Origin of the sequence: Massilia sp. Se16.2.3 (assembly GCF_014171595.1) — a bacterium.
Lineage (GTDB): Bacteria > Pseudomonadota > Gammaproteobacteria > Burkholderiales > Burkholderiaceae_D > Telluria.
Genome location: NZ_CP050451.1, coordinates 471,172 through 492,956, shown reverse-complemented (window position 1 = coordinate 492,956; position 21,785 = coordinate 471,172). Strand labels below are relative to the sequence as shown.

General features: G+C 67.5%; 16 protein-coding genes and 5 pseudogenes. 16 read left to right on the top strand and 5 right to left on the bottom strand.

Annotated features, from left to right (window positions below; translation table 11 throughout):
- Positions 1-6: 6 nt before the first annotated feature.
- The 4 genes from G4G31_RS02330 to G4G31_RS02320 all read left to right on the top strand — a co-directional run bounded on the left by G4G31_RS02330 (position 7) and on the right by G4G31_RS02320 (position 4,614).
- Positions 7-1,707, top strand: coding sequence for a M14 family zinc carboxypeptidase (locus G4G31_RS02330; protein ID WP_229425284.1), 1,701 nt, complete (start codon positions 7-9; stop codon positions 1,705-1,707).
- 234 nt (positions 1,708-1,941) lie between these two features.
- Complete coding sequence (locus G4G31_RS24950) at positions 1,942-2,379, top strand: cytochrome c family protein (protein ID WP_229425283.1); 438 nt, start codon at positions 1,942-1,944, stop codon at positions 2,377-2,379.
- Positions 2,376-3,626 (top strand): PQQ-dependent sugar dehydrogenase, encoded by a 1,251-nt coding sequence (locus G4G31_RS24945; protein ID WP_308622187.1) that lies wholly within the window; start codon positions 2,376-2,378, stop codon positions 3,624-3,626. The genes G4G31_RS24950 and G4G31_RS24945 overlap by 4 nt, the downstream gene beginning before the upstream one ends.
- Before the next feature lie 199 nt (positions 3,627-3,825).
- Positions 3,826-4,614 (top strand): prohibitin family protein, encoded by a 789-nt coding sequence (locus G4G31_RS02320; protein ID WP_182990133.1) that lies wholly within the window; start codon positions 3,826-3,828, stop codon positions 4,612-4,614.
- A gap of 32 nt (positions 4,615-4,646) precedes the next feature.
- Here G4G31_RS02320 and G4G31_RS02315 read toward each other — a convergent pair whose 3' ends face one another.
- From G4G31_RS02315 to G4G31_RS02300, 4 genes are all read right to left on the bottom strand, one after another.
- Positions 4,647-5,531: a transposase gene (locus tag G4G31_RS02315; protein WP_182990132.1), complete on the bottom strand. Its 885-nt coding sequence runs from the start codon at positions 5,529-5,531 to the stop codon at positions 4,647-4,649.
- A 167-nt stretch (positions 5,532-5,698) separates the two neighbouring features.
- On the bottom strand, positions 5,699-7,519 hold the full coding sequence (locus G4G31_RS02310; protein ID WP_182990131.1) for a DUF885 family protein: 1,821 nt from the start codon (positions 7,517-7,519) through the stop codon (positions 5,699-5,701).
- An 11-nt stretch (positions 7,520-7,530) separates the two neighbouring features.
- Positions 7,531-8,664: a branched-chain amino acid ABC transporter substrate-binding protein gene (locus G4G31_RS02305; protein ID WP_182990130.1), complete on the bottom strand. Its 1,134-nt coding sequence runs from the start codon at positions 8,662-8,664 to the stop codon at positions 7,531-7,533.
- Between the two features lie 70 nt (positions 8,665-8,734).
- On the bottom strand, positions 8,735-9,220 hold the full coding sequence (locus G4G31_RS02300; RefSeq protein ID WP_182990129.1) for an Lrp/AsnC family transcriptional regulator: 486 nt from the start codon (positions 9,218-9,220) through the stop codon (positions 8,735-8,737).
- Positions 9,221-9,366: 146 nt separating this feature from the next.
- On the opposite strand from G4G31_RS02300, the pseudogene G4G31_RS27980 reads away from it, so the two are divergent.
- The 10 genes and pseudogenes from G4G31_RS27980 to G4G31_RS27330 form a co-directional block, all read left to right on the top strand.
- Positions 9,367-9,801 (top strand): annotated as a pseudogene (locus G4G31_RS27980) (aminotransferase class V-fold PLP-dependent enzyme); the annotation flags it as partial.
- 86 nt (positions 9,802-9,887) lie between these two features.
- Positions 9,888-10,910 (top strand): aminotransferase class V-fold PLP-dependent enzyme, encoded by a 1,023-nt coding sequence (locus G4G31_RS27355; protein ID WP_308622039.1) that lies wholly within the window; start codon positions 9,888-9,890, stop codon positions 10,908-10,910.
- Positions 10,911-11,299: 389 nt separating this feature from the next.
- A complete protein-coding gene (locus G4G31_RS02290; protein ID WP_182990128.1) occupies positions 11,300-11,689 on the top strand; it encodes a hypothetical protein in 390 nt (129 codons plus the stop codon).
- A complete protein-coding gene (locus G4G31_RS24930; protein ID WP_229425282.1) occupies positions 11,628-14,588 on the top strand; it encodes a hypothetical protein in 2,961 nt (986 codons plus the stop codon). The genes G4G31_RS02290 and G4G31_RS24930 overlap by 62 nt, the downstream gene beginning before the upstream one ends.
- Positions 14,527-16,107, top strand: coding sequence for a glucoamylase family protein (locus tag G4G31_RS27975; RefSeq protein WP_308622186.1), 1,581 nt, complete (start codon positions 14,527-14,529; stop codon positions 16,105-16,107). The genes G4G31_RS24930 and G4G31_RS27975 overlap by 62 nt, the downstream gene beginning before the upstream one ends.
- The gene (locus G4G31_RS27350) at positions 16,019-16,642 is read left to right on the top strand and encodes a hypothetical protein (RefSeq protein ID WP_182990126.1); all 624 of its coding nucleotides are present in this window, start codon (positions 16,019-16,021) and stop codon (positions 16,640-16,642) included. The genes G4G31_RS27975 and G4G31_RS27350 overlap by 89 nt, the downstream gene beginning before the upstream one ends.
- Positions 16,643-16,740: 98 nt before the next feature.
- Positions 16,741-17,580 (top strand): annotated as a pseudogene (locus G4G31_RS27345) (hypothetical protein); the annotation flags it as partial.
- Positions 17,475-18,107 (top strand): annotated as a pseudogene (locus G4G31_RS27340) (GH36-type glycosyl hydrolase domain-containing protein); the annotation flags it as partial. The pseudogenes G4G31_RS27345 and G4G31_RS27340, both read left to right, overlap by 106 nt.
- Positions 17,993-18,457 (top strand): annotated as a pseudogene (locus G4G31_RS27335) (GH36-type glycosyl hydrolase domain-containing protein); the annotation flags it as partial. The pseudogenes G4G31_RS27340 and G4G31_RS27335, both read left to right, overlap by 115 nt.
- A pseudogene (locus G4G31_RS27330) lies at positions 18,360-19,103 on the top strand (GH36-type glycosyl hydrolase domain-containing protein); the annotation flags it as partial. The pseudogenes G4G31_RS27335 and G4G31_RS27330, both read left to right, overlap by 98 nt.
- A gap of 137 nt (positions 19,104-19,240) precedes the next feature.
- Here the strand turns inward: G4G31_RS27330 and G4G31_RS02265 are convergent.
- The gene (locus G4G31_RS02265; RefSeq protein WP_182990124.1) at positions 19,241-19,390 is read right to left on the bottom strand and encodes a hypothetical protein; all 150 of its coding nucleotides are present in this window, start codon (positions 19,388-19,390) and stop codon (positions 19,241-19,243) included.
- Between the two features lie 47 nt (positions 19,391-19,437).
- Here G4G31_RS02265 and G4G31_RS02260 point away from each other — a divergent pair, with 47 nt between their 5' ends.
- Both G4G31_RS02260 and G4G31_RS02255 read left to right on the top strand, forming a co-directional pair.
- Positions 19,438-20,298, top strand: a complete 861-nt coding sequence (locus G4G31_RS02260) for an outer envelope protein (RefSeq protein WP_182990123.1) — start codon at positions 19,438-19,440, stop codon at positions 20,296-20,298.
- Between the two features lie 188 nt (positions 20,299-20,486).
- Positions 20,487-21,548, top strand: a complete 1,062-nt coding sequence (locus G4G31_RS02255) for a sugar-transfer associated ATP-grasp domain-containing protein (RefSeq protein WP_182990122.1) — start codon at positions 20,487-20,489, stop codon at positions 21,546-21,548.
- Positions 21,549-21,785 lie beyond the last annotated feature (237 nt).

Sequence of the window (21,785 nt, the reverse complement as noted above, 5' to 3'; positions counted from 1 at the left end):
ATCCTTATGTCGAACCCACTGTCGAACGAATTGAAGACGCCCTATGAACTGGGCAACCAGAACCAGACCACCACCCTGGGCGAGTGCATCGCCTGGTATGAGGACCTGGCGCGGCGCTATCCAAACGTGCTGCGCTTTGGCGTCGTCGGCACCTCGGACGCCGGGCTGCCGATCCACGCCGGCGTGGTCAGCAGCGACGGCGTGTTCGAGCGTGATGCCATCAAGGCGGCCGGGCGGCCTGTCTTCTTCAACAACAACGGCATCCACCCGGGCGAACCGGAAGGCGTCGATGCCTGCATGGCCCTGGTGCGCGATTTCTGTATCCAGCCGGAGCGCCTGGCTGCGTTGGGCCAGACCGTGTTCCTGTTCGTCCCGCTGTATAACGTCGACGGCAGCATCAACCGCGCCAACACCTCGCGCGTGAACCAGGACGGCCCGGAGCAGTTCGGCTTTCGTGGCAACAGCCGCCACCTGGACCTGAACCGCGACTTCGTCAAGTGCGACACGCTCACCGCCCAGGTGTTCAACAGGCTGTTCACGTCCTGGGACCCGGACGTGATGGTGGACACCCATACGTCGAACGGCGCCGACTACAGCTATACGATGACGCTGATCCACACCCAGGCCGACAAGCTGGGCGGAGAACTCGGCACCTTCCTGACTGGCACCATGCTGCCGGCGCTGTATGCCGGGATGGAGGCGCGCGGCTGGCCGACCTGTCCCTACGTGAACCCGGTCAAGGACAGCCCGGACCATGGCATCGCCGAATTCCTGGAAACGGCGCGCTTCTCGACCGGTTACGCGGCCCTGCACCACACGATCGGTTTCATGCCCGAGACGCACATGCTCAAACCTTTCCGCGACCGCTACGAATCGATGCGCGCCCTGGTCGAGACGGCGCTCGAGTTCACGGTGCGAAACGCGGAGCAGATCCAGTCGTTGCGGCGCGCCGCCAGGCAGCTCGGACGCACGCGCGCCGAGTGGCCGATCCACTGGGTCATGGACGAAGAGAACACCGCCACCTTCCGCTTCAAGGGCTATGAAGCGAAATACAAGCCGAGCGTGCTGGGCGACTACACCCGCCTGTACTACGACCGTTCCAGCCCATGGGAGCGCGACATCACCTACTACAACCGTTTCAATGCCGATGTGACGGTGGCGGCGCCAAAAGCCTATATCGTGCCGCAAGCCTGGGTTGACGCCATCGAACGCCTGCAACTGAACGGCGTGGCGATGGAGCGCGTGAGCGAGGACCGCATGCAGGACGTGGCCTGGTACCACGTCGTGTCGGTGGCATCGCGTCCGAACGCCTACGAAGGCCACATGTTCCACGACGAGGTGCAGCTGGAAAAGCGCCGCGGCGCCGTGCTGGTACGCGCCGGCGACTATGTGATCTCGCTAGCCCAGGACCGCGCGCGCTACGTCGTCGAAACGCTGGAGCCCCTGGCCCACGACAGCTACTTCCGCTGGGGCTTCTTCAACAGCGTGCTGGAGAAGAAGGAAGCGTATTCGAATTATGTGTTCGAGGACGAGGCCGAGCGTTTGCTGAGCGAGGAGCCGGAACTGGCGGCGAAGTTCGCCGCATGGAAGGCGGCCAATCCTTCGTTGCTGGTGAACCAGGAAGCGGTGCTCGACTTCATCTTCGCCAACTGCGCGAAGTACCGCGAGCCGGAATGGCGCCGGTATCCGGTGTTCATGGTCGATTGAGACTACCCCCGCGTTCGCGATGATCGGACGCTTCAATCCGCGTGGGCACAAGTGCCCACCCTACGAAACTGTAGGGTGGGCGCCCCGAGCCCACGCGGATACGCGGCGTCTCTTGTAGGGTGGGCTCTTGAGCCCACGCGGATTCAACATATCAATAACAGAGCGGGCAACAGCCCCGATATCGGGTGCACGCCCCTGGCTCTGCGCGACCACGACGAACATGGAAGACTAACCGTGAAAACACAACTCACCGCGGTCATTGCCGCCAACTTGGCCCTGGCCGGCATCGCCCACGCCGCCCCCACCCTCGGCCAAACCTACTTCGAACAAAACTGCGCCAGCTGCCACACCGTCGACAATAAACTGTCCTCGCGCGCTGGCCCTGGCCTGTTCAACGTCCTCGAGCGCAAAGCCGCCGCCGTCCCGCATTTCAACTACACCGAGGCCCTGACGAAAGCCGGCGCGGCAGGTAAAACCTGGACCCGCGCAGAGCTCGACGTCTTCCTGCGCGACCCGAACAAGGACGTACCCGGCACCGCGATGCCGATCGGCGTCGCCGACGCGAAGCAGCGCGCCGCCGTGATCGATTTCCTGGCCGGGCAAAGCGGCCAGGCCGCTGTGGCTGCAGCGCCGGAAAGCGCGAAGGCAGGCGGTGCGGATGCCGCCGCCTGACTGTCGACAAGCCAGGCGACCTGCACCGCATCCGTGTCGCCGACCTGGTCCAGCCCTTCGCCAGCGAAAGCGCCGGCAACGGCCCGAAGCTGGCGCCGCGTCCGGACGGCGCGCTGCCGGCCGTCCCGAAAGGTTTTAAAGTTGGCATCTATGCCGAGAATCTCGGCAAATCGCGCCTGCCGCTGCGCGCGCCGAACGGCGACATCTTCCTGTCGGAAGCGGCCAAGGGCCAGATCACGATCCTGCGCTCGACAGACGGCATCAAGGCCGATGGCGTCAGCGTGTACGCCACCGGCCTGTCGCGTCCCTACGGCATGGCCCTGTGGCCGGCCGGACCGAACCCGACCTACCTGTACGTCGCCAACGTCAATTCGGTCGTGCGCTTTCCCTACAGCGTGGGCGACCTGAAGGCGCAGGGCGAGCCGGAAGTCGTCGTCGACAAGATCAGCGACACCAGCGGTGGCCACGTCACGCGCACGCTGGCCTTCTCGAAAGACGGCAAGACCATGTTCCTGTCGGTCGGCTCGGCGACCAACATCGCATCACGCATCGGCGCGCAGCCCTCGTTGCCGCTGGCGCAGTGGGAAGCGAAGTATGGCCTGGGCGCAGCCTGGGGCGAAGAAACCGAGCGCGCCGCGGTACTGGCCTTCGATGTCGACGGCCGCAACCGCCGCCCCTATGCCAATGGCCTGCGCAACTGCGTCGGCATGCTGGTGCATCCGCAAACGGGTGACCTGTTCTGCAGCGTCAACGAGCGCGACGAACTGGGCGACAACCTGCCGCCGGACTACGTCACCCGCGTGAAGCAGGGCGGCTTCTACGGCTGGCCGTGGTACTACATCGGCGCCCAAGAAGACCCGCGCTTGAAGGGCATCCGCCCCGACCTGAAGGATAAAGTAACGACACCGGACACCCTGATCCAGTCGCACTCGGCGCCGCTGGGGATGACGGTCTACCAGGCACCGAAGGGCGCGAAATATGCCTTTCCGAAGGAGTACGAGGGCGACATCTTCCTGGCGCTGCACGGTTCCTGGAACCGGGGTATTCGCACGGGCTACAAGGTGGTGCGCGTGATGATGAAGAAGGGCGTGCCGACTGGCCAGTACCAGGACTTCATGACCGGCATGGTGTTGAGCGACCGCGATGTCTGGGGACGCCCGGCGGCGGTGGAGGTGGCGCAGGACGGCGCGCTGCTGGTGGTGGACGACGGCGGCGGTGTCGTCTGGCGCATCGTGCCCGGGAAGTAAACGGCAACTGCATCAAGCCGGACCGCTGCAAGGGCGGCTCCGGCAATGATCCATCACGCTTCGCTTTTCTCGAAGTTGATTTTCGGTAATTCCTGATTCTCTTGATGACCAACGAACAATATACTTTGTTGGTCGTCATATTCATGGCGTCCTGCTAACGGCAAGAATCGTTCGGCAGAACTCGAGAAGGAGAATAAAAATGAGGGGATTTCCCGTAAAAATCGTCGGTGCCATCATTGTGCTGGTGCTGCTGGTCGCACTGGCACCGTTTGGCACCGTGCCGGCCGGTTACCGGGGCGTGAAGACGACGTTCGGCAGCCCGAGCAACGAGATCCTGAGCGAGGGCATCCACTTCCGCCTGCCGCTGGCGCAGAAGATCAACCTGGTCAACGTGTCGATCCAGAAGGGCGAAGGCGAGGGCGATGCCGCGTCGCGCGACCTGCAGATCGTGCACACCCGCGTGGCGCTGAACTACCACGTCAAGCCGGAAGGCGCGGTGACGGTGTTCCGCGACCTGGGCAACGAACCGGGCGAGCGCATGATCATCCCATCGGTGCAGGAAGCGGTGAAAGCCGTCACCGCGCGCTTCACGGCCGAGGAACTGATCGCCAGGCGCACCGACGTGCGCGACCAGATCGTCACGGCGCTGCGCGAACGTCTGGGCCGCCACGCCATCGTCGTCGACGAGTTCTCGATCGTGAACTTCAACTTCTCGCGCTCGTTCAACGAAGCGATCGAAGCCAAGACCACGGCCGAACAGCTGAAACTGAAGGCCGAACGCGACCTGCTGCGCATCGAAGTCGAAGCCCGCCAGCGCGTTGCGCAAGCCCGCGCCGAAGCCGAATCGTTGGCCATCCAGCGCCAGCAGGTCACGCCCGAACTGATCCGCCTGCGCGAAATGGAAAACCAGCGCCTGGCGATCGAGAAATGGGATGGCAAGCTGCCGAACGTGGCAGGTGGGGCGGTGCCGTTTATTAATGTGAAGTAAGCAAAGGCTGGGGTCATAAGCAAAGGCTGGGGTCAGGTCTGACATTCGGACACGACCTCGGCCTTAAGTGCGCAGGCTGAGCTTTCAAAAACAGCGATCGCTCGGCTGACCGTCTTGGTCGAGACACCGAAGGCAGCTGCTATCTGCGGCATCGTAAAAGCGGTCGACAGGTAGGCGCGGGCCATTGCTTCATTCCTGTCCGCATACCGCGTCCGATATTCGGCCAAGGGTAGTGCCACGGCTCGGCGCTCAGCCTTGACGGCTTCGACCAGTTCTTCAGATCGTTGCAGATCGTGGTGTCGGGACACGAAAGCGTCATCGCCTAGAAGAATCTGGTGGCGTGCTGCGGCAAGCGGGCTGGGCTGATCGATACCTGCCAGGACGAAGGCTCGATAGGCGGAACGCGCTTCGGCACGGATATCGCCGAATTGGCTGAGTAGCCAATCGCGCTCCAGCCAGCGAGGTGAGGCATCGTCGCCACCGACGATTAAATGATGACTGCTCCATTGCCAATCGTCCAGCGACGATACCGCTCGCGCACGCACAGGATTCAGGACAATGTATCGGGCCAATTCCAGTAGATAGCTTTCTTTTTGTACCAGGATGGCTTTATAGCGTCCTTGAAACAGATGCCCGACGAGGCTGTGTCGCCAGTTGAAATATTGGGTGTACAAACCATTGAGCTGACGCATGGCCTGCGAAAGATTCGCCCCCATCGTTTCGACGAGCAAATGGTAGTGATTGGTCATCTGGCAAAAGCTATGGATGACGCAATGGTGACGTTCACACACGAGCGTGAGCACATCAAGCCAGGCCCGGCGATCGGAATCGGTCAGATAGATGGGGTTGCGCCGGTTGCCGCGCGCTGTGACGTGGTAGAGGGCGCCGGGAAATTCGAGTCGGAGTGGTCGGGTCATGCCCGTAACGGTAGGGCATGCAAGCCAGTCGTCGCTGAGATTGCGCAGCCGTGCGGCATACGGCCTGATGCCAAGGCTGAGGTCGTGTCTGAATGTCAGACCTGACCCCAGCTTTTTGCATTAAGGCTGAGGCCGTGTCCAAATGTCAGACCTGACCCCAGCCTTGATTATTTGCTCGCCGCAATCCAGCGATCCACCTTCTTCTCCAGCAGCGCCAGCGGCAGCGTGCCTTCACCGAGCACGATGTCGTGGAACTTGCGGATGTCGAACTTCGGTCCGAGCGCGGCTTCGGCGCGGTGGCGCAGTTCGAGGATCTTCAGCGAACCGATCTTGTAGCCCAGCGCCTGGCCCGGCCACACCATGTAGCGTTCGATCTGGGCCCGCGATTCAAGCTCGCTGTAGCCCAGCGTATCGCTGAAATACTTGATCGCCTGTTCGCGCGACCAGCCCTTGGTGTGCAGGCCGGTGTCGACCACCAGGCGTGCGGCGCGCAGCATTTCGTCGTTCAGGTGGCCAAAGTAATCCTCTGGCTTGTCGAACAGCCCCATGTCCTTGCCCAGCGTTTCCGCATACAGCGCCCAGCCTTCAGTGAAGGCGTTGTTGCCGCCAAATTTGCGGAAGTTCGGCAGGCCGAGTTCCTGCACCAGGGCGATGTGGAAGTGGTGGCCTGGCTGGCCTTCGTGCAGGAACAGGGTGACCATGCCGGTGCTGCCGTACTGGGTCGGGTCGTTCACGACCGACCAGAACACGCCCGGACGGCTGCCGTCCACCGCCGGCGGCGTGTAGTGGTCCGAGGCCGTGGCGCGGCTCAGTTCAGGTTCCAGGCGCAGGTCCAGCGGCGACTTCGGCTTCAGGTTGAAGATGGCCGGCAGCTTGGTACGCAGCTGGGCGTCGAGCTTGCGGTAGACGTCGATGACTTCCTGCTCGGTTTTGAAAGGCTTGAATTTCGCCTGCTGCGACACCCAGGCCGGCAGGCCGGCGGCCGGGCCCGTATAGCCCATCTTCGGGCCGATGCGGCCGTATTCTCCCTGGATGCGCGCCACTTCCTTCAGGCCGATCTCGTGGATGGCTTCCGGCGTCAGGTCGGTCGTGGTCTGGCTCGCCACGCGCACCTTGTACCACTCGGCGCCGTCGGGCAACGCGTTCCAGCCGCTGGTAGTGCGCGCGGCCGGCAGGTATTCCTTCTCGAGGAAGCTCGCCAGGCGGCCGAGGGCTGGATTGAGCTTGCCGCCAATGGTGTCGCTATACAGCTTGGTCAGCGCGCGCTTGTCGGCGTCGGAAAAACCGGCCGGGAAGTTCTTCACCGGCGTGTAGTAGATGCTGGTGTCGGGCGAGGTCGCCGCCAGCTGCTTGAACTGGGGCAGGGCGGAGGCCATCACCGATTTCGGCTGCACGATGCCGCGCTTGATCCCCTCGCGCATGTTGGCGATGGCCTGGTCGACCCAGGGGGCCAGCTGTGCCAGGCGGTTGGCATAGGCGCGGTAGTCCTTCGGCGTGGAGAGTGGCTGCGCGCCCTGGCCGCTGGCGTAGTTCGCCAGCGTCACCGGCAGGCTGTCCATCTGGCTCACCGGCAGCAGGTGCTCCGGGAAGGGTTCGAAGCGCAGGGCGGTCGCCAGCTCGTAGTCGAGGATGTCGTAGCTGGTCTGGTCGCGCGGGGACAAGGCGTCGCGGTGGATAGCGTGCAGGCGCTTCTGGAACGCTTTATACCGTGCAAACTGTTTAGTCCGTTCCGCTGGCGCGATCGACAGGCCGACCTGGTCGATGAAGCGGTTGTCGCCGCTTTCGCTGGCCGATACCGGATCGAAGCGCGCCAGCGCGTCGTAGTACTCGTCGGCGAGTTTGTTCAGGGCCTTGCCGGCCTGCGGGTTGACGGTCATCGCCTTGGCAGGGGCGTGTGCATGCTTTGCGGCCTGCTGGGCCGCGCCAGCCGGTGCGCAGGCGATGAGTGCGGCGGCGGCCAGGACGCCGAGTTTGAAAGTCTGGTTCATGTCGTATTACCTCAGTAGCTTGCCAGTGGCGCCAGCGCGCCGTTTTTGAATGTGTAGACGGTGACGGCGGTCTTCTTCAGGTTGCCCTTGTCATCGTAGCCATAGGTGCCGACCACGCCCGGATAACTCTGCGTGCGCAGCTGCTGCGCCACCGCTGCCGCATCCAGGCTGTTGGCGCTCCTGATCGCCTGGCCGATGAACATCGTTTGATCGTAGAACGAGGGCGCGTAGACGTCCGGGTCGCGCTTGAAGCGTGCCTTGTACTTGTTGAGGAAAGCGGGGCCGTTCGGTTGCCTGGCGATGATCGCGCCGGCCTGGGCGCAGCGCACGTTTTCGCCGACGAAGGCGCCGCCCAGTTTCGCCATCTCGGGGCTGCACAGGGTGTCGCCACCCAGCAGCGGCACGTTCAGGCCGAGTGCCTTCATCTGGCGCACCATCGGTGCGGCCTGGGGCGCGTAGCCGCCGAAGAAAACGGCATCGACCTTTTTCGCGCGCAGCGCGGTGAGGATCGCTGCGAAGTCGCTTGCCTTGTCATTGGTGAACTCGTGGCCCGCGACCTTCATGCCGGCCGCCTGGGCCTGGCGCTTGAATTCGTTGGCGATGCCGGTGCCGAAGGCCGTGCGGTCGTCGATGATGCCGACATTCTTGAGTTTCAGTTCGCGCGCGGCGTAATTCGCCATGGCGCCACCCACCTGCGAATCGCTGGCGACGATGCGGAACACGCCCTTGTAGCCGCTTTGGGTGATCTTCGGATTGGTGCCGACGGTGGACATCAATGCGCCGGCATCGTTGTAGACGCGCGCAGCGGGAATCGCCACGCCCGAGTTGTACGGGCCCAGCACGAATTTCACGCCGCCGTCGACCAGTTTCTGCGCAACCGTCACGCCCTGCTTCGGGTCGCCCGCGTCATCTTCCGACTGCAGCTCGAAGCGGAGCAGCTTGCCGCCGGCCTTGATTTTCTGGGCGTTGAGTTCTTCGACGGCGAGACGCACGCCATTCTCGTTGTCCTTGCCGGCAAAGGCGTTGGCGCCCGAGAGGGGGCCGGTCACGCCGATCCTGACGACCTGCTCCTGTGCATACGCTGCGTGCGAGGCGCACAGCAACGCGGCCAGCGCCAGCGGCGCGATGTTCATTTTCGATGGCATCAGCCTGTCTCCGTTTGTAGTACGAACGGCCGCCATCATCGCACGAATCAGCTCAGCGGTGGAGCGGCACTCAGGCAGGCAAACCGTGCGCGATCAGCTCCAGCGGCAGCGCCGTGGTGCACTTGATCTGCTCCATCGAGAAGGCCGAGGACACGCCGCTCAGCTGCGCGGTCTTGATCAGCTTCTTGTAGAAGCGGTCGTAGCCGGCGATGTCGGTGGTGGCCACCTTCAGCAGGTAGTCGACGTCGCCGCTCATGCGGTGAAATTCCAGCACCTCGGGCAGGGCGATCACGGCGGCGGCGAAGCGTGCCAGCCATTTTTCGTCGTGTTCGGTGGTGCGCACGCTGACGAACACCGTCACCGGCAGGCCGACTTTTTCGCGGTTGACGATGGTGACGCGGCTTTCGATATAGCCCTCTTCCTCGAGGCGCTTGACCCGTTTCCAGCAGGGGGTGCTGGACAGGCCGACCTTTTCGCTCAGACCCGAGATCGACAGGGTGGCATCGGCCTGGAGCGCAGCCAGAATGGCGCAATCAAATTTGTCTAGTGAATTCATTTTAATTATAGGTCACTAACAGAATGTGCATGCTAAAAGTAGGCGAAATTTAGCGAATTTCAGAACGCGCCACCCGCCTCGTCTATGTAACATATTGCTTAACAATAACACGATCTTGACGCCTGTTTGTGCTTTTTACGAGAATTATGCATAGCGAAATCTACCTCGATGCGAACGCGACTTCGCCGATCCTGCCTGCCGCGCGCGAGGCTGCCCAGGCGGCCTTGTCCGACACTTTCGGCAACCCCAGCAGCAGCCATGGCGCCGGCCTGCGTGCCCGTGCCCTGCTCGACGATGCACGCGAGCGCGCGCGGCGCGTGATCCAGGCCGGCAACGGCCGCCTGCTGTTCACCAGCGGCGCCACCGAAGGCATCCAGACCGCCGTGCTGTCGGCCCTGTGCGCCGTTCGCGCACGCCGCGCCGCCGGCCTGCCTTGCGGCGATTTGCTGGTCTATGGCGCGACCGAGCACAAGGCCGTGCCGGAAAGCCTGGCGCACTGGAACGCGCTGTTAGGCACTGGCTTGACGCTGCAGGCCTTGCCGGTCGATGGCGACGGCCGCCACCGCCCGGATGTGCTGCGCGAACTGATGCCGCGCACCGCCCTGCTGTGCACGATGGCGGCGAACAACGAGACCGGGTGGTCTCCGATCTGGGCGGCATCGCTGACGTGCTCGAGGCATGTGGCAGCGGCGCCCTGTGGCTGGTCGACTGCGTGCAGGCGCTGGGCAAACTGCCGCTGGCGCTCGAACGCACACGCATCGACTACGCGCCCTTTTCGGGCCACAAGCTGTATGCGCCGAAGGGCGTCGGCATGCTCTACGTACGCGAGGGGGCGCCCCACACGCCCCTGATCTGCGGTGGCGGCCAGGAGGCGGGCCAGCGCTCCGGCACCGAAAACATGGCGGGCATTGCCGCGCTGGGCGCCGTGCTGCGCGCGCTGGAGGAGGGGGCGGCACGTTCAAGACGACGGCCCAGCTGGCGGCTGCGCGCGCGCGCCTGGCGATGGGGCTGCGCGCCGTCTTCCCTGACCTTGTCTTCAATGCGCCTTTCGAGCACGCCCTGCCGACCACGCTCAACTTCTCGGTGCCGGGCATGTCCGGCAAGGCGCTGCTCGACCTGTTCGACGCCGCCAACCTGCGGGTCAGTGCGGGATCTGCCTGCTCGGCGGGGGCAGGCGGCGCCCAGCCACGTACTCGTGGCGATGGGTTTGCCCGCCTGGCGCTGTGCCAACGCGGTGCGGCTGTCTTTCGGACCGCTGGCCGACGACGCTTTCATCGATGCGGCCTGCGCACGCATCGCGCATTGCGGCCGGGCGCTGGGCGCCGCGCCGCCGCCGGCGCAGTGCGCGACAGTGGATCCCGTCGTGCCGGAGACAGGGCAGGGCAGCGTGACGGCGCTCGATCGCGATGAGCTGGCGTGCTTCCTCGACCGGCATCCGGGCGCGCTCCTGCTCGACGTGCGCGAAGCCTGCGAGCACGCGGCCGGCGGCGCGCAGCTGGCCGGGCGCGCAACGCGCAACCTGCCGCTGTCGCGCCTGGCCGATGAGGGAGAGTGGCTGCGCGATGAAACGCGGCCGCTGGTGTTCTTCTGCCGCAGCGGCAAGCGCAGCGCCCAGGCGGCGCGGCTGGCGCTGGCGTTCGGGCAGCGCCGGGTCTGGCACCTGGCCGGTGGCCTGGCCTTGCTCGGGTAGGACCGCCGACGACACCTCTGTTCGTTATCGCACGGTCTCTCAGCCGCGGATCTTCTAGCATGAGAAGCGTCGTGCGATGGGCCCCCGCGGGGGCCATCGGGCCGCGCAAGGCATGGCCGTACCGGCCGCACGCGATCCCATCGGGCCGCATCGGTCGGCACGCACGCTCATCATCGAGGCCCCTGTTGAACGAAGATCCGCAACCCCATCCGAGGTGCCGCGCGCCCCACGCTCCCACGCGCATGCGGCGGGCGGCGCGGACACGGCGCCGCTGCGCGCCGAGCGTTTCGGCGCGGCCCGGATGGCGGTGCATGGCAGCAAGCTGGCAAGCCGCCACGCGGTGACGGCCGGAGGCGAGGCCGAGCCGCTGCTGGCGCGCCTGGTGGAGAATGCCGCCTTCCCGGAGGGGGACCAGTGCCACGCTGGCGCACGCCGCACGCATGGGCCAGGTCTTGCCACCCGCGGCCGAGGCGCTGCTCGACGCTTACCAGCTGATCGCCGAACAGATCCGCCTGGCGCGGCGCTACCTGCTCGCGCACGGCACAGGCGGCTGGCCCCTGCTGGCGCCGCCGTCCGCTTCAAGCTGTCCACGCGTCTACCAGCTGGCGCTGGAACTGGTGGCGCATGGCGACGGCTGCGTCGAGCACGAAAGCCTGGTGCGCTTCCCTTGCCGCCTACGCCGAAGGAGCGCCGCTGCAGCTGGCCGAACTGGACGCCATGCCGACGGTGTTGCGCCTGGCCCTGGTCGAGAACCTGCGCCGCCTGGCCGCGCGCCTTGATGCCAGGACCGGCGACGAGGCCGACGATACCTCCCTCGCCAACAGCATCGCCGGCCTCGGCGGGCTGGACCGCATCGACTGGGACGCCCTGGTCGAGAACATGAGCGCGCTCGAACGCACACTCTGCCGCGACCCGGCCGGCGTGTATGGCCGCATGGACCGCGGCACGCGCAGGCATTACCGGGCAACCGTGGCCGGCCTGGCGCGCCGCGCCGGGCGCGACGAACAACTGGTCGCCGTGACGGCGCTGGCCCTGGCCAGTGCCTCCCGGTTCGGGCAGGACGGCGACATGCGCACGCGCCACGTCGGGCATTACCTGGTCGGGGAGGGCTTGCCGGTCTTGCTGGCCAAGCTCGGATTGAACGATACCCGCCCGCGGCGCCGGCTCGCCTTGGGTGGAAGCATGCTGCCGGGCGCACTCGCCGCGCTCACGCTGCTGTTCACGGTGGCCGTGCTGGTACATGCCTACGGCGACGGTGCCGGCATTGCGACCCTGCTGGCGCTTGGCATGCTGGCGCCGCTGGGTCTGGGCGAACTGGCCCTTGGCCTGCTGGTGCTGATGCGTGCGCCGCCGCTGCCGGCGCCGCCCCTGCCGCGCATGGATTGCAGCGCCGGCATTCCGGCGGACGCCGCAGCCATCGTGGTGCTCTCCACTGCGCTCGACAGCGTCGACGACGTCCAGGCCGCGTGCCGTGCACTCGAAGCCCATTACCTGACCAACCGCGATCCGCAGCTGCGGTTTTGCCTGCTGAGCGACTTCACCGATGCGCCGCTGGAGACGATGTTCGGCGATGCCGAACTGCTGGAGGAGGCACGCACCGCGACCGCCATGCTCAACGGGCGCCACGGCGAAGGCTCCGCTCCCTTCCTGCTGCTGCACCGCCCGCGTACCTGGAGCGAAACGGAAGAGGCATGGATCGGCCGCGGGCGCGATCATGGCCGCCTGGCTGACTTGCACGCCTTCCTGCGTGGCGGTGCGCGCGAGCGCTTTGTCCTGGTCGAAGGCGGCAATGCCGGTCTGGCGGCGCTGCGCCACGTCGTCGTCCTCGCGCCCGGTGCGCAACTGGGCCACGACAGCGTACGCCAGATGGTGGCGGCACTGGCGCATCCGCTGAACCGTCCGCTGCTCGATGCTGCCGGCCGTCATGTCGTCGCCGGCCACGGCTTGCTGCGGCCGCGGGTGGTGCCGGCACTGCCGGGCGAGCCGGTCTCGCGCTACGAGCGCGTCGGCGGCGGCGCCGGCAGCGATCCACTTGCCGCCGCCTTGCCCGACAGCGCCGCCGACAACACGAGCGACGGCATCCTGGCATCTACGACGTCGACGCCGTCGAGCGCGTGCTGGGACAGGACCTGGCGCCGGAAGCCGTGCTGGCGCACGGGGTACTGGACAGCTGGCGCCTGCGCTGCGCGCAACTGGAGGACGTCCAGGTACACCTTCCCGCGCCGCGGCGCTACAGCGACGATGCCGGCCGCCGTCACCGCCACATCCGCGGCGCCTGGCAGCTGGCCGGCTGGTTGCGCAGGAACGGGGGCCGGGCTGCCGCCGGCGGCACGCTGGCAATTGTTCGACAGCCTGCGCCGCAGCCTGGTGGCGCCGGCCCTGCTCGCGCTGCTGGTCCTGTGCTGGGCGCTGCTCTCAAGCCCTGCGTTCTGGAGCGCGGCCGCGCTGGCGGTGTTCTTCCTGCCGGCGTTTGCCGCGCTGCTGCTGGCGGCGGCCGACAAGCCTGGCGACATGCTGTGGCGCCAGCACCTGGCCAACTGGAGCCGCAGGGCGCGCGCGGCGTTGCGGCAGGCGGCCATGCGCACGGCCTTCCTGCCGCACGAGGCCTGGTACAGCCTGGACGCCATCGTGCGCAGCAGCTGGCGCCTGCGGGTCTCGCGCCGCAAGCTGCTGGAGTGGCGCTCGCCCAGCTTCGTGCGGGGCAGCACCGACGTGGAAGCGAACTGGCGCAGCATGTGGTTCGCGCCCGTGCTGGCCGTCGGCAGCGCGGTGCTGCTCACCTTCCTGCACCCGTTCGCGCTGTTCGCAAGCGCGCCGCTGCTCCTGCTGTGGTTCCTGTCGCCGCTGCTGGCCTGGTGGCTCAGCCTGCCGCTGGGACGGCGCCAGCCCGGCCTGCGCGCCGGTCAAACCGAGTTCCTCGCGAAGCTGGCGCGGCGCACCTGGCATTTCTTCGACACCCAGGTTGGTCCGCAGACGAACTGGCTGGCACCAGGCAGGCTGCAGGAATATCCGCAGCCCACGCTCACCCACGCGACCACGCCGACCGACATCGGCCTGGGGCTGCTCTCTGGCCTGGCGGCCTGGGATTTCGGCTTCATCGCCACACGCGAACTACTGGAAAGGGTGGGCGGCGCCTTCGACAGCATGGCCCTGCTCGAACGCCATCGCGGCCACTTCCTGGCCGGCTACGACACGCGCACGCTGGCGCCGCTGCAGCCGCGCGAGGTGGTCACAACCGACAGCGGCAACCTGGCCGCCCACCTGCTGACGCTGGCGGGCGGACTGGAAGCGCTGGCCGACGCGCCGATCGCCGGCAGCCAGGGGCTCGACGGCATCCGTACCACGCTGGCCCCGGTCGAGGAGCACGCGACCGGTGCGGTGCGACCGGTGCAGGCCGCCATCGAGCGTTGCCGCGCCCAGCTGTCGCCCGAGCGCTGCCGCAACAGCGGCACCCTGCCCGGCCCTGGCCGACTGCCTGCAGGGGATGGCGCACGCCGCCGCGGCGCTGCTGCGTACCCTGCCGCCGGATGCGCCCTCCGTGCTGCGCACCTGGAGCGAGCGCCTCGATGCCCAGTGCGCCGCGCTGCACGCCGACCTGCTGGCGCAGGCGCCCTGGATGCGCGCGGTGCAGGAATATGTGCTCGGCGCCAGCCTGACGCGCATCCCGACGCTGCGTGAACTGGCGGCGTACCAGCAGGAACCCGGCGCGGACGATGCGCAGCGCCTGCTCGCGCGCATGGTGGAGGAGGGCGCCGCCACGGCGCGCGCGCGCCTGGAGGACATCGCTGAACTGGTGCGGCGCGCACGAGAGTTCGCGGAGATGGAGTTCGCTTTCCTGCAGCGTCCTGACAATGGCCTGCTGGCGCGCGGCTGGCAAGTCGACGAAGACCGCCTCATGGAGGCAGGCGACGGCCTGCTGGCTTCGCAGGCGAGATTGGCCAGCTTCGTCGGCATCGCCGCCGGCCAGCTGCCTGCACGGCACTGGGCTGCCTTGAAGCGGCCGCTATGCGTGGTCGATGGCGAGCAGCTGCTGCTCTCGCCCGCAGGCGCCCTGTCGGACTACCTGGCGCCTCTGCTGGTCATGCCGCGCTATCGCGGCTCGCTGTTCGATCAGGCTTGTCATGCGATCGTGCGTGTCCAGGTCGAGCATGCGCGCCGTCATAGCCTGCCCCGGGGCATGTCGGAATCGGCCTGCAACAGCGTCGACAGCGCGCTGCAGTATCAGACTGGAACCTTCGGTGTGCCGGGCACGGGCTGCGCGCGCGGCAGCGCCGACGCCAGCGTGATCGCCCCGTACGCTGGCATGCTGGCGCTGATGGTCGCACCGCAGTCGGCCTGCGCCAACCTGGAGCGGCTGGCGCAGCTGGGCTGCATGGGCGAATTCGGCTTCTATGAAGCGCTCGACTGCAGCGCGGCGCGCCTGCCGCGCGGCCAGCGCCATGCGGTCGTGCGCGCCTTCGTCGGCCAGCACCAGGCGATGGGTTTGCTGGCCTTGTCCTGGCTGCTGCGCGAGCGCCCGCTGCAGCGCCACTTCGAGGCCGACGCGCGCCTGCGCGCGAACCTGCTCCTGCTGCAGGAACCGGTGCCGGAGAACGGCGCCTTCGCCGCGCCGCGCTTCGAGCAGGAGGCGGCGCAGGCTGCGCCACGCCAGGCGCATGTGCCGGCGCAGCGCCTCGTGCACGGGCCAGGCGCGACCCCGGTGCAGCTGCAGCTGCTGTCGAACGGCCGCTATCACGTGATGGTGACGAGCGACGGGGGCGGCTACAGCGCCTGTGGCGATCTCGCCATCACGCGCTGGTGCGGCGACGGCAGCGGCGCCGACAGCGGCCTGTCCTGCTGCCTGCGCGATGTCGACAGCGGCGCCCTGTGGTCGGCCGGCTGGCGCCCGACCCTGGCCGTGCCGGATGGGTACGAAGCCTGCCTGTCGGAAGGACGGGTGGAACTGCGCCGGCGCGACCACGACATCCTGCTGGCCACCGAGATCGTGGTCTCGCCCGAGGACGATATCGAACTGCGGCGCATGCGCGTCACGAATGCCTCGAGCGCGGCCCGCACCCTCGAGCTGACCAGCCACGTGCCGCTGGCCTGGCGCAGCGCCGGCGCGGCCGATGCGCTCCCCTGGCCGGCACTTCCTGCAGACCGAAATCCTGGCCGAGCGCGGCGCCATCCTGGGTACACGCCGTCCGGCGCGGCTTGACGAAACCGCGCCCTGGCTGCTGAACCTGATGGCCATGCACGGCGCCGCGGCGGGCGACGCCTCGTACGAGACCGACGGCACCGCGCCGTCGGTGGCGACAGGCCCGCTCGGGGGCCATGCCGGTTTGGTCGCCGACCCGGTATGCGCGATCCGGCGCGTCCTCACGCTGGCCCCCGGCGAGGAAGCCGTGGTCGACCTGGTGCTGGGGGTGGCCGCCACGCGCGACGAGGCGGTGCGCCTGGCCGACAAGTACCGCGCGCGCGTCCAGGCCGAGCGTGCCTTCGACCTGGCCTGGACCCACAGCCAGGCCTTGCTGCGCCAACTGGGCGCGGCCGAGGCCGACACCCGGCTGTACGCGCGCCTGGCCGGCGCCGTGCTCTATCCCGAACGCGCGCTGCGCGCCGACCCGACATCATCGGGCGCAGCAGCGCGGGGCGCGACAGGCTGTGGCCATATGCGATCTCGGGCGAGCTGCCGCTGGTGCTGGCCCATGTGCGCGACGGCGCCGGGCTGGCACTGGCGCGCGAGCTGGTGAAGGCACATGCCTGGTGGCGCCTGCACGGCCTGGGGGCCGACCTGGTGCTCTGGTATGGCGACAGCGGCGGCTACCGCCACCAGCTGCACGAGGACCTGATGGGCATGATCGCCACCCACAGCGAGGCCCGGCTGCTCGACCGCACCGGCGGCGTCCACGTGCGCGCTTTCGGCACCATCCCGAACGAGGACCGGGTGCTGATGCAGGCGGTCGCACGCGTGGTCTTGTTCGACAAGCGCGGCGGCCTGGCCGAGCAGCTGCGGCGCGCCACGGCGCAGGCGCCGGCAGCGGCAGCGGCGCTGCCGGCGACACCGCTGGCGGCGAGCGCCACCGCATCCACCCGCGACCCGGCGCCGCCCGGTCTGCTGTTCGATAACGGCATCGGCGGCTTCAGTCTCGATGGCCGCGAATACCTGATCCGCACGGCGCCCGGCCTGCAGCCGCCGGCGCCCCGGTGCAACGTGCTCGCCAATCCCTCGTTCGCCAGCATCGTCGCGCACAGCGGCCAGGCCCATACCTGGAGCGGGGACGCATTGGCCGGCCGCCTGACGCCGCATCCTGACGATACGGTCAGCGGCAGCGGCGAAGCGTTTTATCTGCGTGACGAAGCCAGCGGCGCGGTCTGGTCGCCGAGCGCGCTGCCGGCACCCTCCGGCGCACCTTACTTGACGCGCCATGGCTTCGGCTACAGCATCTTCGAGCACGAAGCGCACGGAATTGCTTCGACGATGACGAGTTTCGTCGCGTTGGAAGCGCCGCTGAGATACACGGTGCTGCGGGTACGTAACGACAGCGACGCGCCGCGCCAGCTGTCCATCACCGGCTATGTCGAGTGGGTACTGGGCACAGGGCGCGCGCAGGCGGCACCGCACGTGCTCAGTGCGCGCGACGCGGCCAGCGGGGCGCTGGTGGCACGCAGCGCCTGGAGCGAGGAATTCGCAGGCCGCGCCGCCTTCTTCCACGTCGATGCGTCCCAGGCTGCGTTCACCTGCGACCGCCTGGGTTCCTCGGCCGCGCCGGCAACCTGGCGCAGCCCGCGGCCCCGGCACGCAGCGGGCTGGCAGGTGCGCTGGGCGCCGCCCTCGACCCCTGCGCGGTGCTACAGGTGGGCTTCACTCTGCAGCCGGGCGAGCAGCAGGAGTGGGTGTTCCTGCTCGGCGCCTGTGCCGAGGCTGAGCTCGCGGAGGTGGTGGCGCGCCACCGCGGCCTGGCCGCCGCCACCGCCGCACTGGAGGCGGTGCACGGCTACTGGCGCGGGACCCTGGACGGCTTGCAGGTGGAGACGCCCGACCCGGCGCTCGACCTGCTGGTGAACGGCTGGCTGCCCTACCAGGCGATCGCCTGCCGCCTGTGGGCACGTACGGACGGCCGCGCCGGCGACGGCAGCTGCCGCTTCGGCGACGTCCTGCAGGACGCGATGGCGCTGGTGCACATCCGTCCCGAGCTGCTGCGCGCGCAGCTCCTGGCCTCTGCCAGCCGCCAGTTCGTCGAGGGCGATGTGCAGGATTGGTGGCAGCCGTCCAGCGGCCGCGGCGGCCGCACGCGCTCCCGAGCGATGCCCTGTGGCTGCCGCTGGCGCTGTGCCGCTACCTGCGCGCCGGCGGCGACGCCGCCGTGCTGGACGAATCCGTGCCCTACCTGGAGGGGCGCCTGCTGGAGCCTGGCGAAGATGCCTGCGTCGACCTGCCCGGCCAGGCCGACGAAGCCGGCTCGCTGTATGAGCACTGCGTGCGCGCGATCCGGCGCAGCCTGCAGGTGGGCTCCCACGGCCTGCCGCTCATCGGCAGTGGCGACTGGGGCGGCCTGCTGGGCCGCGTCGGCAGCGGCGAGCGCGGAGAAAGCGTCTGGCTGGCCTTCTTCCTGGTCGAGGTGCTGGGGGGGCTTTGCCGGGCTGGCCGAGCGCCGCGGCGATTTCGGCTTCGCCATCACCTGCCGCGCCGCGGTCCCGGCGCTGCAGGCGCGGATCGAGGAATACGGCTGGGACGGCGCCTGGTACCGGCGCGCCTACTTCGCCGACGGCACGCCGCTCGGGTCCGCGGAAAGCGCGGCCTGGCGCATCGACGGGTTGACCCAGGCCTGGGCGACCCTGTCGGGCGCGGCCGAGCCGGAGCGCGCGGCGCAGGCGCTGGCGGCGCTCGATACCCAGCTGGTACGGCGCGACCAGGGGCTGGTGCGCGCTTTCGATCCGCCCTTCGATGCCGACGGCCGCGATCCGGGCCGCATCCTGGCTTTCCCGCCGGGCAGCAGCGAGAACGGCGGCGAGGATACCCAGGTCGCACTCTGGGCCGCGATGGCCTTTGCACGCGCCGGGCAGGGCGAGCGCGCACGGGAATTGCTGCACATGCTGAACCCGATCCGGCGCAGCGCCACGCGGGATGCCGTGGCGCGCTACGGAGCCGAACCGTATGTGAGCGCGGCCGGCATCGACAGCTGCACGCCGCGTATCGGACGCGCAGGCGGGAGCTGGTACACTGGCTCGGCCGCATGGATGGTCCGCCTGATCGTCGAGTCGCTCCTCGGATTGGCGCGCGTCGGCGAGCAGCTGGTGCTCGCGCCCGTGCTGCCGCCCGCCTGGCCGGGCTTCCGGGTACGCTACCGCTACGGCGGCACCACCGGGACATCGAGGTGCGTGGCGGGGAAGCCGACGCGCTGCTGGTCGATGGCCGCCAGGTCGAGGGCAGGTCCGTGCAGCTGCTGGACGACGGCGCGCCGCACCACGTCCAGTTGCAGGTCGCGCGCGGCCAGCATCACCCTGTTGGAGCAAATACCGAAGCAACCCAGTCAAAGGGCTCACCATGACCAAGACCATCCTGCTATCTGCTTGTGCCACTTTCCTGTTCACCTGCGCCGGCGCCCAGGCCGCCGACTGGAGCGACACCTCGATCAGCTGGCGCTACGGCACCCGTTTCGCCGAACCGTTCAACCCGACCGACATCAAGAAGCACATCTTCGCGCTGACCCACGCCAGCGGCTACAAATACGGCAGCAACTACTTCAATGTGGACCTGCTGCAGTCCGACGAAAACGATCCGGCCTCGCTGACCCAGTCCGAAGGCGCGCAGGAAGCCTATGTCGTCTACCGCCACACGCTCGACCTGGGCGCGCTGGCCGGGCGCGAACTGCGCTTCGGGCCGGTGAAGGGCGTCGGCCTGACGCTGGGCGTCGACTGGAACACGAAAAACGACGTCGGCTACAACTCGCGCAAACGCATGCTGGTGGCCGGGCCTACCCTGATGTGGGACGTGCCGAAGGGGTTTGTGAACACCAGCATCCTGCTGCTGCGCGAGAGTAATGCGCCCAGCGGCGCCTTCCCGCCCATCTCCCAGGTCAATGGCCGCTACACCTACGACACCCACGCCATGCTGTCGGTAAGCTGGGCGCTGCCGCTGGCCGAGCGCATCGCCTTCGAGGGCTACGGCAATTTCATCGGAGCCAAGGGACGCGACGAAACCGGCAACCCGACCGGCGCCGAAACCAATGTCGACATGGCGCTGATGTACGACGTCGGCAGCCACTTCGGCCAGCCGAAGAACCGCTTCCGCCTTGGCCTCGAATACCAGTTCTGGAACAACAAGTTCGGCAACACGGCCGCCACCCCGGGCGGCCGCGGCCAGCGCGCCAGTACCCCGATGGTGCGCGCCGAGTACCATTTTTAAGGGGGCTGCTGCACCCTGCCGCGGGCCACGGCCGCCAGCCACGGCATCGCCGCGGCCCCGCTCCTCTCTACCGTGCCGAGCTATTGCGTATAGGAATGGCATAATATTGCGACAATTTTTGGGGAATGCCAGTCGCAGCGGCCATTCGCAGCGTGGGGCCTGGTAGATAAGGATGTCGAATGCAAGTCGTGAAAGATATTAGACGTGCCTGGGCGCACCTGAGCTCGGGCAAGGGTGGGCACGCCTACCTGCCGTTCTGGCGCCAGTCGCTCGAAATGGGCGCGCTCTTCCTGTTGCGCGGCATCGGCCCCGGCTACTACCTGCAGGCGCGCTGGTGGCGTCCCTCGGTCCCCTTCGCCGACAAGTGGGCGCACGTCAACAAGAAGGAATACAACGCCTTCATCGACCGCTGGAACCGCCGTCCCTACCAGAAAAGCTCGCAGCACAAGGTCATCGAAAAGGCGATCCTGCAACTGGTGGGTGTGCCCACGCCCGAATTCATCGGCTATATGCACGCCGAGCGCGGCGCCCTCGCCGACGGCCGCCCGCTGCGCACCCAGGCCGACCTGGAAGCGCTGTGCCGTGGACTCGTCGGCAAGAAAATCTGTTTCAAACTGGTCGAAGGCTATGGCGGGGCCGGCTTTGCCGCCTTCGAAGTCGGCAGCGATGGCGGCACACCGACGCTGATTCATCCGACGACCAGCGCGGTGACGAGCGTGGCCGACTGGTGGTCCCAGGCCGGCGGCAGCCGCGACGGCTACATCGTCGAGCACTACCTGCCCCAGCATCCGGTGTTATCCAGCATCCACCCGAATTCGGTGAACACGCTGCGCATCTGGCTGTACCAGGCGCGCGGCGAGGCACGCATTGCCGGCGCTTTTCTTCGCGTGGGGCGCAAGGGCAGCCTGGTCGACAACACCAGCAGTGGCGGCGTGTTCTGCCCGGTCGAGCTGGAAACGGGCGTGCTCAGCTATGCGGCGAACGCCAGGAATCCGCTGGAAACCATGGATGTGCACCCGGATACGGGCGGGCAAATCAGCGGCGTGCAATTGCCTTACTGGCGAGAGTGCCAGGAAGTGGCGATCCGCGCATTGCAGGCTTTCCCGCACGTGAACGTGGCCGGCGTCGACGTCGCCATTGCCGTCGATGGCCCGCGCATGATCGAACTCAATGTCCGCCCGGACCAGATCGGCTGCGCACGGATCAACCTGCCTTTGAAGCAGGTCGACCGCTGGATGCGCGCCGCCTGAGATTGCCGGCCCGGTCGCCCCGGCTGTTATTTGTCAAAAAAGATATAAATAATGACAAGTTAGGGAGGGATTGGCGCAAGTCCCGGTAGTGATGCAATTGCAACAATTGCATCATGAAAACCCTATTCCTCACCTCATCCCTCCTGCTGTCCCTGCTGTGCGGCTGCGCTTCCCTGGCAGGGGCCACGCCGGACGAGCACAGCGAATTCGAAGCCACGCTGCATGCGCCGTTTCTCG